This window comes from Paenibacillus fonticola DSM 21315 (assembly GCF_000381905.1).
Taxonomy (GTDB): Bacteria; Bacillota; Bacilli; order Paenibacillales; family Paenibacillaceae; genus Fontibacillus; species Fontibacillus fonticola.
In genome coordinates, this window is sequence record NZ_KB907260.1 from 76,502 (window position 1) to 92,455 (window position 15,954).

11 protein-coding genes are annotated in these 15,954 nt (G+C 49.7%); 5 read left to right on the top strand and 6 right to left on the bottom strand.

Going from position 1 to position 15,954, the window contains the following annotated elements; translation table 11 throughout:
• Nucleotides 1-29 precede the first annotated feature (29 nt).
• A complete protein-coding gene (locus tag G358_RS30315) occupies nt 30-3,626 on the bottom strand; it encodes a PAS domain S-box protein (protein ID WP_033404149.1) in 3,597 nt (1,198 codons plus the stop codon).
• 222 nt (nt 3,627-3,848) lie between these two features.
• Here G358_RS30315 and yhbH point away from each other — a divergent pair, with 222 nt between their 5' ends.
• A complete protein-coding gene (gene yhbH, locus G358_RS0116675) occupies nt 3,849-5,012 on the top strand; it encodes a sporulation protein YhbH (protein WP_019638382.1) in 1,164 nt (387 codons plus the stop codon).
• Nucleotides 5,013-5,020: 8 nt separating this feature from the next.
• Nucleotides 5,021-6,457, top strand: a complete 1,437-nt coding sequence (locus tag G358_RS0116680; RefSeq protein WP_157274397.1) for a SpoVR family protein — start codon at nt 5,021-5,023, stop codon at nt 6,455-6,457.
• Nucleotides 6,458-6,661: 204 nt separating this feature from the next.
• On the opposite strand, the gene G358_RS0116685 is transcribed toward G358_RS0116680, so the two are convergent.
• Entirely contained in the window at nt 6,662-7,672 is a 1,011-nt protein-coding gene (locus G358_RS0116685) for a globin-coupled sensor protein (RefSeq protein WP_019638384.1), read from the bottom strand.
• 187 nt (nt 7,673-7,859) lie between these two features.
• On the bottom strand, nt 7,860-9,755 hold the full coding sequence (locus G358_RS0116690) for a PrkA family serine protein kinase (protein ID WP_019638385.1): 1,896 nt from the start codon (nt 9,753-9,755) through the stop codon (nt 7,860-7,862).
• A 598-nt stretch (nt 9,756-10,353) separates the two neighbouring features.
• Here G358_RS0116690 and G358_RS0116695 point away from each other — a divergent pair.
• Nucleotides 10,354-11,097: a DUF2161 domain-containing phosphodiesterase gene (locus tag G358_RS0116695; protein WP_019638386.1), complete on the top strand. Its 744-nt coding sequence runs from the start codon at nt 10,354-10,356 to the stop codon at nt 11,095-11,097.
• Between the two features lie 371 nt (nt 11,098-11,468).
• Here the strand turns inward: G358_RS0116695 and G358_RS0116700 are convergent, their stop codons facing one another.
• Nucleotides 11,469-12,764 carry an aminotransferase class I/II-fold pyridoxal phosphate-dependent enzyme gene (locus tag G358_RS0116700; RefSeq protein ID WP_019638387.1) on the bottom strand — a complete coding sequence of 432 codons (1,296 nt, stop codon included), beginning with the start codon at nt 12,762-12,764 and terminating at the stop codon, nt 11,469-11,471.
• Between the two features lie 236 nt (nt 12,765-13,000).
• On the opposite strand from G358_RS0116700, the gene G358_RS0116705 reads away from it, so the two are divergent.
• Nucleotides 13,001-13,411: a hypothetical protein gene (locus G358_RS0116705; RefSeq protein ID WP_019638388.1), complete on the top strand. Its 411-nt coding sequence runs from the start codon at nt 13,001-13,003 to the stop codon at nt 13,409-13,411.
• Nucleotides 13,411-14,478: a phosphodiester glycosidase family protein gene (locus G358_RS0116710; RefSeq protein WP_019638389.1), complete on the top strand. Its 1,068-nt coding sequence runs from the start codon at nt 13,411-13,413 to the stop codon at nt 14,476-14,478. The genes G358_RS0116705 and G358_RS0116710 overlap by 1 nt, the downstream gene beginning before the upstream one ends.
• A 565-nt stretch (nt 14,479-15,043) precedes the next feature.
• Here G358_RS0116710 and G358_RS0116715 read toward each other — a convergent pair.
• Nucleotides 15,044-15,289: an AbrB/MazE/SpoVT family DNA-binding domain-containing protein gene (locus G358_RS0116715; protein ID WP_019638390.1), complete on the bottom strand. Its 246-nt coding sequence runs from the start codon at nt 15,287-15,289 to the stop codon at nt 15,044-15,046.
• A gap of 99 nt (nt 15,290-15,388) precedes the next feature.
• Nucleotides 15,389-15,949 (bottom strand): maltose acetyltransferase domain-containing protein, encoded by a 561-nt coding sequence (locus G358_RS0116720; RefSeq protein ID WP_019638391.1) that lies wholly within the window; start codon nt 15,947-15,949, stop codon nt 15,389-15,391.
• Between the last annotated feature and the right edge of the window lie 5 nt (nt 15,950-15,954).

Genomic DNA, 15,954 nt, shown 5'->3' on the forward strand with positions numbered 1-15,954 from the left:
TGCCACATGTTCTCAAAAAATTGTTATGACTACCGCTTGCCAATTTTTACGCTCCACTCGTCCAGCAGCCTGGAAACCTCCTGTATACGAAGCGGCTTCCGCAAAAATCCCGACATGCCGCTGGCTAGGCAGCGCTCTCGCTGCTCCCCAATCACGCCGCTGCTGCTCATGCCGATGATGATTGGCATTTGCTCGACCGGAGCCCATTGCCTTATTAAGCGGGCAGCTTTAATCCCGTCCATAACGGGCATCTCTATGTCCATAAATACTAAATCGTAAGCCTGGGAAGCTACAGCCTCAACCGCTTCCACCCCGTTATGGGCCACATCCGGAGCATATCCGAGCTTCTGAAGCATTTGCACAAAAATTTGGCAGTTCACTGGATGGTCCTCTGCGACGAGCAAAGACAGCCTTGCTTCCCCGCTGTCCGCATGTTCCAGCGCTGCAGCTCCAGCAGAGGTGTTCTCCGCTTCTGTATAGTGAGTGAGTGACTTCTGCTCGTTAAAGGACGCGGCATCATCGCCGCCAAGCTGTTCATGCCATTCATTCCATTCACTCCGCTCATGCCGTTCAAGGTCATCTCCCTTACCGCCATCATCCTCTTCCCGCATGCCGCTGATAAGCGTAAAGCGGAACGTTGAGCCTTGGCCTTCCATGCTCTCGGCCATAATTGTTCCTCCCATCAGCTCCACCATTTTTTTGCAAATCGCCAGCCCCAATCCGGTCCCCCCATATTTTCGGTTAATGATGGGATGAACTTGGGAAAAAGATTGAAACAGCTTTTCCTGCTGATCTTCCGGAATGCCGATCCCCGTATCCGTAACGCTGATTTCCAGCAGTGCAGCCGAAGGTGTTTCTGCCTCTTTCCTCGCTGCAGTAATCCTAATTTGGCCCTCCTCCGTAAATTTCAAGGCATTGCCGACCAAGTTAACGAGGATTTGTCGCAGCCGCACGGGATCACTTACGATCAAATCAGGCACTTCCGGCGCAATCTCGTAAGTTAAGGCAATATTTTTCTTGTCTGCACCGGGCAGAAATAACTCGACAACGCTGGATATACAGGACTCCAATTCAAACAGTTCGAATTCAAGCGCCAGCTTGCCCGCTTCGATCTTGCTGAAATCCAGCACATCATTCAAAATGGCCAGCAGTTCATAGCTGCTGCTCGAAATGATGTCAGCATAATAGCGCTGCTCGTCGTTCAGCTCCGTCGCTAACAGCAAGTCCGTCATGCCGATCACACCGTTCATCGGGGTGCGGATTTCATGGCTCATCATAGCCAAAAATTCTGACTTAGCCAGCGCGGCCCTTTCCGCCGACTCTTTGGCACGCAAAATTTCCCGCTCTCCTGTAATATCGCGAAATACGACGACTGCCCCGACAATTTGCCCTCTTTCGGCCATCGGGCTTACTGAATACTCCACCAGGAAGCTGGAGCCATCCCTTCTCCAGAACACGTCCTCATTTCCCGAGCGGGGAATTCCGTCATATATCGTTTGCATAATGGGACACTGCTCAGGAGAATAGTCCATTCCTCCGCTCGTAGTATGGTGAATCAGTGAATGATTGGCTAGTCCGATAAATTCGGCTTGTTCATAACCGAGCATATCTGCAGCCGCTTTATTGATAAATACCGTGCTCCCGTTTTCATCCAGCCCATAGATCCCTTCGGATACCGAACCTAAAATGAGCGAATGCAAGTAGCTAAGCTTCTCAATTTGCTCCACGTAACGCTTTCTCTCTGTAATATCGTTGGCTAATCCGTACACACCGACGACGCACTTATCGACCATGATCGGCACATTGGTCACCGCGATTTCAATTTTGGTTCCATCCCTCTGAATCACCACGGTCTCATAGGTTTGCGGCTTCCCTTCCTTCGCCATTTCAAAATGGCGCTCCGTCTTGGACAGCTCCGCCGGATCAATAAGATCATGAAAGCTCATATTCGTCAGTTCTTCCTTGCCATACCCCGTCAACGATTCAAAATTTGAATTAAGCGTTAAATAAGAGCCGTAAAGATCCATAGAGTAAACACTGGCAGGACTATATTCAAACAAAGACTTGTACCGCTGCTGGCTTTCCTGAAGCCGCCGTTCACTTTCCTTACGCTCGGTTACATCCCTGGAGATGACAATCATCTCTTCTATTTCTCCAGTCAATTGATCGTAACGGTATCTGCCCGTACTCTCAAACCAAATATACCGGCTGTCTTTACAGCGAATACGATAAGTAATCGTATATACTGTCCGAGATTTCAGTCTTGCCTCCAAATCATTCCTCACGACAGCAATATCTTCAGGATGAATAAAATCATATACGCTTCTCCCTATCATCTCCTCCGGTTCATAACCAAGCAAAGTAACGGACGACTGGGAAGTGAATAAATAAACCGCTTCTTTGTCCGCCGTGTGCCGGGAAATCAAATCCATCGAGTATTCGGAGATAAGCCGGAACTGCCGCTCGCTCTCCCGGAGGGCGGCCTCAATTTTCTGCCGTTCGGTAATATCCTGGACAATACCAATAACCCTTACAGGCTCGCCTGCCTTATTCTTCTCGATCGTCGCTTGGGAACGGATCACTTGCAGCTCATCGGATTCTAGCACTAGCCGGTATACGATCTCGAACGGAATGCCTTGCTCTATACTGCGCATCGCCCCTTCTACAATCGGGATATCCACAGGGTGAACCTGCTTATAGAGCGCTTTATTCATTTCTTGCAAGGAATGAAACTTTTGACGAAATATACGATTGAATTCCGCAGAGCTTGAAAACCGGCCATGGATCAAATCTACATCCCAAGAGCCAATAACCGCTAATCTTTGCGCCTGCGCCAACGTCTGCTCACTTTTGCGCAGCTTCATTTCCGTCTGCTGACGAGCTGTCACATCCCTTGCAATAGCAAGAACCTTGCTTGCCTTTCCTTGACTGTCATATATTTTCTGAATTTTTGTTTCAACCCAGACTTCCCTTCCGTCTTTATGCCGCAGCATATCGATCAGCAAGGAACGATCAGAGCTCCAGCTGTCTTCTGCGAGCTTGCCTTCGCGCTGGAGGATCAGATGCTGAAGGTTTGTTCCAATCAGTTCCTGCGGATCATATCCAAGCAGCTTGCGAACAGCTGGCGATACCGACAGGCAAATACCCTGCATATCTGTAAAAGCAATTACATCCTGCGCATGGGTAGTTACAAGCTCATATAATCTTTGCGACTGCTCCAAGCTTTTCTTTACGGCATTAGCCTCGGTAATGTCCTTGGACATCGAATAGACACCGATGACTTCATTGCCGTGCATGATTGGCACATAGGTTACGCTGACATCGCGGATTTGCCCATTCTTATGCTTGAAGGAAATTTCGAAGCTTCCGGACTCTCCTTCCAGCGCCCGCCTGAAACACTCCTCCTTCAGTTTCCTGCCATGTTCGCAGAATAGCAGATCAAGCGGCAGCTTTACAAATTGTTCAGGCAGGTATCCCGTAATTTTCTCGGTCGCCGGGTTAGCAGCCATATAATTCCCTTCCACATCAATGACACAAATGGCATCGGGGTGATGTTCGTACAATGATTTGTACGTTCCCCCTTCTGATAGTAATTGACGAAGTAGTCCATTTTTATCGCTGATCACAGTGAGGGCTCCTTTTTAAACTGTTGTTTTCCAATGTAATAATTCTAACCGATTCTGCATACGTAGGACAGGGTCCCTGCGCCTATGCCTGCCACGCCTTGTCAACTATGGATTCCTTTTGGAATCAGCGATGCCCTTCACATATCATTCCCTCATGTGAATATACTTTAATTACATCCACGCTCACCGCTCAGGAACAATTTGAATGGGAGGTGCACCATCATGTCCTATACACCAGACCCGTACACGTTCATCGTCTCCAAAGAAGATTGGTCATTGCACCGCAAAGGCTACCAGGATCAGCAGCGGCATCAGGAAAAAGTACGGGATGTCATCAGACAGAATCTTCCGGATCTGATTACCGAGGAGAGCATAATTATGTCCGACGGTAAAGGGGTCATTAAAGTCCCGCTCCGCAATTTGGAGGAATACCGGTTTATTCATAACTATCAAAAGCATAAGCACGTAGGGCAAGGGAACGGAGACAGCAAAGTAGGAGATATTCTTGCGGAAGACAAACCAAAAGAGGAAGGCAAAGGGGGGAAAGCAGGCAACAAGGCGGGGGAGGACATTATTGAAACGGAAATCAGCATTGAGGATTTGGAGGAAATGCTGTTTGCGGAGCTTGAGCTTCCCTTTATGGAGGAAAAGGATAAAAAAGATCTGGAAACGATCGCGGTCCGCTTTAACGATGTCCGCAAAAAAGGCCTCATGTCCAATATCGACAAGAAGCGTACCATCCTCGAAAACCTGCGTCGCAATGCTACATCGGGCTCCCCCGGAATCCATGGCATTTCGCCGGATGATTTACGCTACAAAACGTGGGAGGATGTCGCCGTTCCCAGATCAAGCGCCGTCATAATAGCGATGATGGACACTTCGGGATCGATGGGGAACTTTGAGAAATATTGCGCCAGAAGCTTCTTCTTTTGGATGACCCGTTTTCTCAGACGCCAGTACGAAAAAGTAGAAATCGTATTTCTTGCCCATCATACGGAGGCAAAGGAAGTCACCGAGGAGGAATTTTTCACCCGGGGCGAAAGCGGCGGCACCATCTGTTCCTCCGTCTATCAAAAAGCGCTGGAAATCATTGATGCCCGCTATCCTTCAGCCAGCTATAACATCTATCCTTTTCATTTCTCGGACGGTGACAATTTAACCTCTGACAACGAGCGCTGCATCAGACTGATCGGCGAACTGCTGGGGCGCTGCAACATGTTCGGATATGGCGAAGTTAACCAGTATAACCGGGGAAGCACCCTGATGTCGGCATACCGCCACATCAAGCTTGAGCGATTCATGCATTATGTTATTAAAGAAAAGGGTGAAGTATATGCCGCGTTAAAGCGATTTTTTCATAAACAGGAAGGAGGGAGCGGGAGTTGAGCGGTGAAATGGAGCAGCTGGAATACGCCATTGCAGAAATTACAGAAATCGCGTCCGGCCTCGGCCTGGATCATTATCCGATGCGTTATGAAATATGTCCGGCGGACATCATTTATACTTTCGGCGCGTACGGGATGCCAACTCGCTTCAGCCATTGGAGCTTCGGCAAAATTTTTAATAAAATGAAGCTGCAGTACGATCTGGGATTAAGTAAAATTTATGAGCTGGTCATCAACTCCAACCCCTGTTATGCCTTCCTGCTGGAGGGCAACTCCCTCATTCAAAACAAGCTTATCGTAGCTCATGTACTGGCTCACAGCGATTTCTTCAAAAATAATGTACGTTTCTCGGCAACGAATCGGAACATGGTCGAAAGCATGTCAGCAACCGCCGAGCGCATCAGCCAATATGAGCTCATCTACGGCGCGCAAACGGTAGAGGCTTTCATCGACGCTGTGCTCGCTATCCAAGAGCATGTGGATCCGCAGTTAATCAAGCCTCATCGCTACGACAAACGGCAGCAGACAGAGGAAAAAATACGCAGAGCCAAGCAAGCAAACCAGCAGACGGAACGAGGCGGGCGAAGCGGTCACTATGATGATCTTTGGGCGCTGGAGCTCCATGACGATACGGCGGTGCAGGAAGGTCAGACCGCCGCTGCAAGCTTCCCCCCTGAGCCTGAAAAGGATGTTATGTGGTTCATTCAGGAGTATTCCGAAGCTTTGGAGGATTGGCAGCGGGATATTATGAGTATGCTGAGGGAGGAAATGCTCTATTTCTGGCCGCAAATGGAAACGAAGATCATGAATGAGGGCTGGGCCTCCTACTGGCACCAACGCATTTTACGCGAATTGGATCTGACGAGCGACGAAGCTGTGGAATACGCCAAGCTCAATGCCTCGGTAGTCCAGCCCTCCCGCCACAGCTTGAATCCCTATTATATAGGACTAAAAATATTTGAAGATATTGAACGCCGCTGGGACCAGCCGACCCCAGAAGAGCAGCGCCGATTCGGACGGGAGCCTGGCAAAGGCAGAGAGAAAATATTCGAAGTGCGCGAGCTGGACTCCGACGTCTCCTTCCTCCGCAGTTATTTGACGAAGGAGCTCGTTCGTGATTTGGACTTATACATTTTTGAAAAGCAGGGTCCGGAATGGAAAATTACCGATAAGGCGTGGGAAAATGTGCGGGATCAGCTGGTTGAGTCACGAATTAACGGCGGTGCGCCATATATCGTCGTTCAAGACGGCAACTATAACCGTGCCGGTGAGCTCGTGCTTAAGCATCAATATGAAGGCATTGAACTGGATTTGAAATACCTTGAAAGAACGTTGCCTTATGTTCATCTATTATGGGGGCGTATGGTTCACTTGGAAAGTGTGGTCGAGGACAAAAAGGCGATATTCAGCTACGACGGGCAGAAACATTACAGGAAGCTGATTTGAGAATAAGAAATAGACCCGGATACAGCAGCACCGGGTCTATTTCCTGAAATATAGAGCTGACATTTCGCCAGTTTCAAGACTGTATTTCATACCGTGCGCAACTCCCTGCGCGCGGTTTTCGCTGCATGACGGCGGCTGGCCGACTACTGGAGCTATGCTTCTGCCACCCATGGCTTACAATCTATTGTCTACTCTGTCACCGCATTATTGATCCGCTTTCTGCAGCTGACTTAAGTCATCCGCGACTTTCTCAATCATTTGCACGAACATGGACAGCTCCCCCGAATTCATCGCCTGCTGCTGGGCACTGGTGGCCATCTCCACGGATTCCCGCTGAATATGGGACAGCTTACTCTTGATCCCTTCAACTAGGTTTTGGATTTGCAGCAATGTCTGCTTAGAGCTTTGAGCCAGCTTGCGCACTTCTCCCGCCACCACTTCAAATCCCCGCCCGTTCTCCCCGGCATGCGCAGCTTCAATGGCCGCATTAAGACCAAGAAGATGAGTTCTGTCAGAAATTTCCCGGATTGAAATGCTCATTTCATCGATTAGCCCTACCTCGTCGTGCAGCTGCTCTACCAGTTCATGCGCCGTTTCCTGCGATGCCGCGGTCGCCTGGGCAGCGGAGGCAATAATCCTTGAGTTTTCACTGAGCTCGCTAATCATCCCCGTCAGCTCTTGCGTAACTTCGGTTACAGCCTGAAGCAGACTGTCTTTCTCAGAGGCAATTTCCGTCAGCTTATTTTTCTCTTGCTTCTCGTACGCTTCCAAAACGAGCTGGGAATCCAAATTAAACATTTTGGACAGCGCATGGGTTACGACATGCCAGCGCTCGCCTGCAAGCGGCTTCAAAAGCTCAATGGCCAAATCCAAATAAACCATGTAGCTGCCTAAATAATAGTCCGTGGTCAAGCCGATATGGGAATGGATTTGTCCGATGCGAATCCGCTGGGCAATAAACTCTTCCGTTATTATTCCATCTGCTAGCGACAGCCAGTATTGCCTCTGCGTTTGCTTCAAACGGTCGATCGTACTGTGACGATGAATAATCTCCAGCAGGTCTGGATCGCGCTGCAAATGCTCATAGAAACGGGTTACGATTTGCTCCACAACTTTTTCGAAAACAGGCCTATAGTCCTTTAGCAATTCAAGATCATTTTGCGTTATGCCAATAAACGCGACTTGCTTGGCCCTTGCCGGAGAAAGATCAATCATATAAAACTGTACTCCTTCTAGTTGTTTTTAAATGACTTTTTTTAATAGTGACTTTTTTACTAGTATAACTCTGTTCTGACTAATATTGAAAGACAAAGTTGATTCTATCCAATAAATATCCTTTTATAAAGAAATTACCGCAACTCAAACTGCCCGAGTTACGGCTCTTTCGTGACCTATATGAAATTTACCGGTTCAACAGGCTGCCCACATACCGCAGCAATTCGTTGGCGCAAACCGGGCAGTAGCCATGCTCGTCGATCAACCGCTTACTGACCTCGTTAATCCGCTTCAGTTGGCTCTCATCCGGTGTTTTGGTAGAGGTCGTTATTTTAACGATATCTTTCAGATCGGCAAAAAGTTTTTTTTCAATCGCTTCACGCAGGCGGTCATGATGATTATATTCAAATTTTCGCCCTTTCCGGGAATAGGCGGAGATGCGGATTAAAATTTCTTCGCGGAACGCTTTTTTTGCATTTTCCGATATGCCTATTTGCTCTTCAATAGAGCGCATTAGCCGCTCGTCAGGATCCAGCTCCTCATCGGTTAGCGGGTCGCGGATTTTGCTCCAGTTGCAGAACGCCTCGATATTATCGAGATAGTTCTCAAAGAGCGTTTTTGCCGATTCCTCGAAAGAGTAAACGAACGCTTTCTGTACTTCATTTTTCGCGAGTTCATCGTATTCCTTTCGCGCGATGCTGATGAAATTAAGATAACGCTCCCGCTCTTCCTTTGTAATTGACGCGTGCTGGTCCAGTCCGTCCTTGATCGCCCGAAGAATATCGAGCGCGCCCATGCAATGAAGATCCTGCTTGATCAGCGCGCTGGAAATCCGATTGATGACATAGCGCGGGTCGACGCCAGACATGCCCTCCTCCAGGTATTCATTTTGCAGTTCCTTTAAGTCAGCGTCCTTATACCCTTCAACCTCCTCCCCATCGTAGAGACGCATTTTCTTGACGAGGTCTACGCCTTGCTTCTTCGTCTCCTTCAGCCGGGTAAGAATGGAGAAAACAGCCGCAGAACGAAGCGCATGAGGAGCAATGTGCACGTGTCTCATGTCGCTCTGCCCGATCAGCTTGGCGTAAATTTTTTCCTCCTGCGATACTTTGAGATTGTATGGGATCGGCATGACAATCATCCGTGATTGCAGCGCTTCATTTTTTTTGTTGGCGATAAATGCCTTGTATTCCGACTCATTCGTATGCGCTATGATCATTTCGTCCGCGCTAATCAGCGCAAACCGGCCGGCCTTGAAGTTTCCTTCCTGGGTAAGCGACAGCAGGTTCCATAAAAATTTCTCGTCACATTTCAGCATTTCCTGAAATTCCATCAATCCCCGGTTCGCCTTATTGAGTTCGCCGTCAAAACGATACGCCCGAGGGTCCGACTCGGAGCCGTATTCCGTAATGGTGGAAAAATCGATGCTGCCCGTCAAATCGGCGATATCCTGGGATTTGGGATCGGATGGGCTGAAGGTGCCGATTCCGACCCGGCTATCCTCGGACAGCAGCACCCTCTCCACGGCAACCCTTTCAATATCCCCGTTATATTCGGTCTTTAATTTCATCTGGCATACCGGGCACAAATTGCCTTCAATCCGGACTTGCAGCGCCTGCTCCACCTCTGGGCGAAGCTCGTGCGGAACAAGATGCAGCGGGTCCTCATGCATCGGGCAGCCGGATATCGCATAAACAGCTCCCTTGTCGGTTCGTGAAAACTTTTCCAAACCGCGTTTCAAGAGCGTGACCAGCGTCGATTTCCCGCCGCTAACCGGACCCATCAACAGCAAAATCCGCTTGCGAACGTCCAGCCGCCGGGCAGCGGAATGAAAATATTCCTCCACCAGCTTCTCAATCGCTTGATCCAGTCCGAATATTTCCTGTTCAAAAAATTTATACCGTTTTCGCCCGTTCACTTCCTCTACGCCATAGGACTCGATCATTTCATATACCCGGGCATGAGAAGTCATGGCGGGGGAAGGATCTTTGGACAACAGTTCAATATAATCCTTGAAAGTGCCACTCCACGTTAACGAATCGCTTTCCGCACGGTAAGCCGCAATGCGCTTGAAAATATCCATGTTCGGTACCTCCTGTACTTCCGCCTGGGGCGTAACTTATCTCCCCGTCCGGTGATCCTTGCTGAACTGAATGGAGCTTCCATGTTGAGTAAAATATCGATCGATGTCATCGATGTGATCATGTCATTTACGTTGGACAAACCGTATTTACTGCCCTTTTGCATAGCATCATTCATGTCCGCCTGGAAGTTTCTAGTGTCGTTTATGTTAACAAAAGTGTATTACATACCTATGCGACTCGAAGGAAGAAGTTGACCATTTTCAGCGTTAAAAATAATCTTATCGGAAATCTAGGAATTGATGACATCTGCTCGATTTCCTCCGGGGGCAACGCCGGGTTGTGGTATAATTTTCAAAGGCATTCATTCCAGAATAAGTTGAGCTAAACAATTAGCGCGGGGCAAAAGTATGCAACGTTTCTGCGCAGCGTGCGTTCGCTTTGTTTATGGTTTCTGTCGTATTCACTTTGTTTTATAGCCTCTACCATATGTGTAAAGTAAAAATTCGCATATTAAAAAAATCCAAGTCACTAGTCCAATCTATTTAGATGTTGGAAAATTGAACAATTAGCATTACTAACAGAAAGGAAGATCGGATCTTGGCCGTTCAGCATGAGACCGAATTGTATGCCCCGCTTAAAGCTTTTTTTGAGGCGCGGGGTTACGTCATCCGTAGCGAGGTTCGGCATTGCGACCTCGTCGGCATCCACCCGGATCAGGAAGCTCCGCTGATCGTGGAAATGAAGAAGACGTTCAATCTTCCTCTCCTGCTCCAAGGTCTGGAGAGGCAGAAGCTTAGCAGCGAGGTTTATTTGGCCGTCGAGCGCAACCGAGCTAAAAAAGGAGCACACAACCAGCGATGGAGCGAACTTACCGTCTTATGCCGTAAGCTTGGGCTCGGCCTGATTACCGTTACCCGCTATAAGACGAAAAGCCCGTTTGTAGAGGTGTTGTGCTCGCCAGGGGACCAGGTATATACCCCCGCTCCAAAAGTCGTTAAGGCACGCGCCGCCCGCCTGCTCAATGAGTTCAATGAGCGCAGCGGGGATTATAATGTCGGAGGCAGCCATGGAACAAAGCTGGTGACGGCTTACCGGGAACGTGCCCTGCGGATCGCCATGGTTTTGCAGGCGGGCGGAGTCATGTCGCCACGGGAAGTTCGTGACATTAGCGGTGTCGGTACTGCCGCCGCAATTCTGCAGCGCAATTACTACGGCTGGTTCGAGCGGGTCGCGCGCGGACGCTATGCAATGACGCCCGCGGGAATAGCAGAGCTGCAGCAATACGCCAGCGTTATAGCCAACTTGCCGCAGGCGGCAGCGGCGCAGGAGCCGCGGGAGTAGCGGGCGAGAAGCGCCGGGGAGGGGGCGGTGAGAGGCGCGGGAGAGACGCGGCGAGAGGCACGGCGAGAGACGCGGCGAGAGGCGCGGCGAGAGGCACGGCCGCAGGCATGGCGAGCGCGGCGGAGGCCCGGTGAGAGGCAGACTCCATCGCCAAGGCAAGCCAGCCTGTCACGCCCTCCCCTTCATGTAGAGCAAGAAGAACGTGAACCTGTGTGCAGAAACTCAGGTAACGGATGGCCTCAAGAGATTCTCTTGAGGGAGGCGCAGGGGGGCGCGATGGGCGCGGCGAGAGAGGGCGCAGGCGGAGTACGCGGGGGCGGAAGGCGCGGGGGCGGAAGGCGCGGGGGCGGAAGGCGCGCAGCGGGCGCGCCTCACCCGGCGCCGCGCGCGGTAAACTCCGCGATCGCAGCCGCGATCCGCGCCATGCCGCGGCGCAGCCTTGCTGCGCTGTGCGCTGCAAAGGTGAGCCGGATGGCCTCGGCATCCGGCTCACCGGCGTAGCAGCGCGCGCCGGGCATAAACGCGGCGCCTCTCAGCAGCGCCGCACGGAGCAGCGCTTCGGAGCACAGGCCCGGCGGCAGGCGCAGCCACAGGAAGAGCCCGCCCTGCGGCTCTTCAAAACTGGCGCCTCGCCATGCGGCCTGCTCCCGAAGCTGCTCCAGCACTGCGGCGCGGCGGGCCGCGTACTCCGCCTCCAGCAGCACAGCGTGCGCCGCCCAGGAGAAGGATGGCTGATTCAACAGCGCATAAAGCCGCTGCTGACACTTCACCTTCTCTATAACAAGTGCCTTAGCCCGTGGAGCCGAAGCTGGGCTAAGCTGCTTCAAAGCATGAATCACATCCTGACTGCCGCGAATCCAGGCAACAGGGAGAGATGGAAATGCTGTAGCCTGGAACGAACCGATTCCAATCACCAAATCTCCGTGACCGGTTAGCTCTCGCTGCAAATTGAACAGCGCAGTTGCCCGGCCTGTCTCCGTTCCAGCCCTTTCCCGCCGCAGTTCGCCACCTTGAGAGGCGAAAAAAGGAATAGGCCCGGCGGTGTCATCCTCTATAATCGGCACTTGATGGAACGCGCATATCCGAAGCAGCTCCCGCTTGCGCTGCTCGCTCCAAAGCCGGCCTGACGGATTAGAATAATGGGGAGCCACATACAGAAGCAATGGCCTATGCAACGTCTTGTGCAGCGCCATCTGCTCAGCCAGCGATTCCGGGAGCATACCTTCCCTATCGCAGGCCACTTGTACCGCATCCCCCCCATGCTGCCGAATGTTCTCCAGCACTTCAGGCGAAGCAGGCGTCTCCACCAGTACAACGCCCCCGGCGTGCAGCTTCCATCTGAGCAGTAAATTTATAGCCTCGTGAGCGCCAGCCGTTAATAACAGCTGTTCTACACCGGTTCTGTCCTCTTCCAAACCATAATAGGCAGCTGCTAACCATTCGCGTAAAGGACGAAACTCACCTCCCTCATACTGTCTGTTCCGCTTCAGTTCCTCTGATGTCATTCTCTCTTGTCGAAAAACAGTATGCAGCCCGTCGATCCCTTCTCCTCCATCCCCCCCGCAGGGGGCAAGTGAAATAAGCTCTTTCTCGTCGCTCGTTCCGCCAAATTTCCGTTCGATTTGCGACAACTGATTCGTTTGCATAAATTCCAGCCAGCCTTCCACGGTATCCGCCTCCAAACGATGTTTGTTTCAGCCATTGTATAGGAGGACAAATTTTCGAGGCAATGCCTCCTCTGTTTACTGAGGGTGGACATTCCTGCTGCTGAAAACAGGATCATCCCTTTCTGCGAAGGCTCTGTTAAATTATGACGCTTTTTCTCCAATTCTATCGTTTTTTGCCATTGAAAAAAGCTCGTGATAGAATGTTATCTTGAACTAAATAATTTGAGGTGATCAATGTGTCTTATTCTACGGAGCCTATAACGACATCCGAACCACTCCGCAGCCATAGAAAGCGAAGGCCTTCCGTAAAAATTGTTCTGCTGATTTGGGTGATGCTTATAGGCGCAGGTGTCACTGCTGCCTATTTTTATAGTGATTACATGAAGCAATCCATGCTTGAACAGCTGGATTCCCGCCTGCAAGCCAAGACTGAAATCATGCAAGCCGATTACAGCTTACAATTGGCAGCTTTGACCGAGCAAGTGGAGCAATTGCAAAGTAAAGTCGAAGCGTTCAATGAATTGCTTAACTTTACAAAAGATAATGCAAGCGACAAGACCGATAACAGCAACAAATTATATTCTCAGCTTGACGATGTAAAAAACCAGCTGGCGAAGCTGCAAAAACAGATGGAATTATTGAAATAATGTGTGATATTAAAACAATTAATCGATTCTTCCTGCTTGCAACCGGTCCGCTGTTCGGGCTTTTAATTGCCCTTTTGCTGAATGGTCCCTCGATTGAATGGGCCGGGGAACCGGAACGGATTACCTCCGATTCACCTGCGATCACTAGCGTGATGACCACCGTCGACTTGGACTTGACTAAAGCTGAAGATACAGCGCTTTATACGGCATCCTTCATACAAACAACGACGGAGCTGTATCATAAAACGACAAATACAATGACGTCTATCGTGCAAACTGCAAGAAACACGGCCGATAAGCCGGAAAAAATATACAACCGCCGCATCACTGCCAAACTTGGTACACCCAAGGGGACGGTCAACAGCGACCGTATTACAATCGAACTTTACAAAGTAAACCCTGGCAACTACAAAGGCTATGCAATGAAAGTGAAGCTGAAATCTCCAGACGCTATGAAAATGACGCTAGGACATGACAAGCTAGGCGGTTCTGAAACGACCAAGCAGGCTGTAATGCGCCACGGTGCTGTCGCCGGAATAAATGCCGGGGGCTTTGCGGATTCCAAGGGCAAACGCTATCCGCTAAGCACAACCGTGTTGAATGGGAAATACTTGAATGGCTTCGAGCCTTCGTACAAAGATCTCTTCTTCGTGGGGTTAAGCAAGTCCGGCAAGCTGATTGGAGGCAAGTTTTACGAGAAAAGCCAGCTGGATAAACTGGACCCTGCTTTTGGCGCCTCCTTTGTCCCGATTCTTTTGAAGGACGGACAAAAAACAACGATCCCGCTCAAATGGCAGCAGGCCCCGCAGCGGGCGCCGCGAACTGTAATCGGCAACTACAAGGATGACCAACTGATCATACTTGTAGTGGACGGCTACGATGAAAACGGCAGTTCTGGCGCAACACTGCAGGAGCTGCAGGACAAGCTTTACAATATGGGTGTAGTGAACGCCTACAACTTGGATGGGGGCGGCTCATCCTCACTCATTTTAAACGGAAAGGTAATCAATAAGCCTTCTGATGGACAGCTTCGCCCAGTACCTACTCATTTCCTGTTCTTTAAATGACCGCTTCCTAGCGATAGAACTATGCATTTTCAATATCTGCTAGATTGTCTGTTAAAAATATCATAATTAACGTTTATTTTTTAAGCGCAGGCGGGTATAATAAGAAGCAGTTAATTATGGAGGTGTTCACCATTGTTTTCTTTTTCGCTAACGTTCTGGATCGTAGCTTTGGTGTTTGCTCTTTATCTGTGCGGTATTTTAACTTCGTCGTATAATAACGATAAAACAAAAGGGCTATAAGAAAAACGAACGTCTATTGACGTATTCTCTAAGAAGACACCCCGCGATTATCGGCGGCTTTTCTTGCGATATCAGGAAGTTTTGGCTGTGGATTTTATACTTTCTGATATTTTAAGAAATCAAATTAGAAATATGGATGCTTATACGTTCCGGTTTCAATAAATAAGCTTCCCCGCGGGAAGCTTATTTATATTCCGGTGAGAGCAGTGTCCTTAATTCATGTACTTCGACCGACCGCCATCATGCAGCGCTGTTTCCGAAAAGCAAGCAGCAACGAGAAAAAAGCATCCGCATAAAGCGAATGCTTATCCTCTTGTCGATTCAACTAAACGAGACGGTTCATTTCTGCAAGGCATTGATTACAAATGCAGCGTTCCTTAAAGTCACTGACGCTCTCCATGGAGCCGCAGAACACGCATTTCGGACGATAGCGCTCCAAAATAATGTGATCGCCCTGCACCAATATTTCGACAGGATCTCCCTCGTTCATTTGATATCTCTTACGCAGCGATTTGGGCAGGACAATTCTCCCCAGCTGATCCACTTTACGGACCACACCAGCAGGCTTCATATTACTTACACCTCTCCTAAAAATGGTATGTACACAATGATACGTAGATACAACTACCCTCTTTAATGTATTTCGCTCTTTTTCCGAGGATTCCTGCTTTTATTCGACAGATTTTAATATTTTTGCAGGATTTCCTCCTACAACAGCACCAGGAGGAACGTCTTTAGCAACAATGGCCCCCGCCGCAATAACTACGTTGTCTCCGATCGTCACTCCCGGGACGATGACCGCGCGGCCTCCGATCCATACATTGTTGCCAATGGTTACCGGCTTACCATATTCCAATCCGGCATTTCGCTCTTGCGGATTGAGCGGATGGGTAGCCGTGTAGATATGAACTCCGGGAGCCATGAAGCAGTAATCCCCGATCCTCACTTCGCAAATGTCCAAAATGACGCAGTCAAAATTTGCATAAAATTGACGGCCAACGTGAATGTTGTAGCCATAATCACAGCGAAAAGTCGGCTCGATATAAGCATTTTCCCCAGCCGAGCCCAGCAGTTCTCCCAGCAATTCTGTCCTGCGAGACAGTTCATCCTCATGCGTACTATTAAATAACCGGGTTAATCTTCTGGCCCGCAGTCTGTCCTCTACGAGCTGCGGGTCCGAAGCATCATACATTTCCCCGGCTAACATCTTCTCGCGCTCTGTTCTTGGCATAGTCA

Coding starts and splice junctions, on each gene's coding strand:
- yhbH (WP_019638382.1), top strand. CDS start 3,849: ATGTCCTATACACCAGACCCGTACACGTTCATCGTCTCCAAAGAAGAT.
- G358_RS0116680 (WP_157274397.1), top strand. CDS start 5,021: ATGGAGCAGCTGGAATACGCCATTGCAGAAATTACAGAAATCGCGTCC.
- G358_RS0116685 (WP_019638384.1), bottom strand. CDS start 7,672: ATGATTGATCTTTCTCCGGCAAGGGCCAAGCAAGTCGCGTTTATTGGC.
- G358_RS0116690 (WP_019638385.1), bottom strand. CDS start 9,755: ATGGATATTTTCAAGCGCATTGCGGCTTACCGTGCGGAAAGCGATTCG.
- G358_RS0116710 (WP_019638389.1), top strand. CDS start 13,411: ATGTGTGATATTAAAACAATTAATCGATTCTTCCTGCTTGCAACCGGT.
- G358_RS0116715 (WP_019638390.1), bottom strand. CDS start 15,289: ATGAAGCCTGCTGGTGTGGTCCGTAAAGTGGATCAGCTGGGGAGAATT.
- G358_RS0116720 (WP_019638391.1), bottom strand. CDS start 15,949: ATGCCAAGAACAGAGCGCGAGAAGATGTTAGCCGGGGAAATGTATGAT.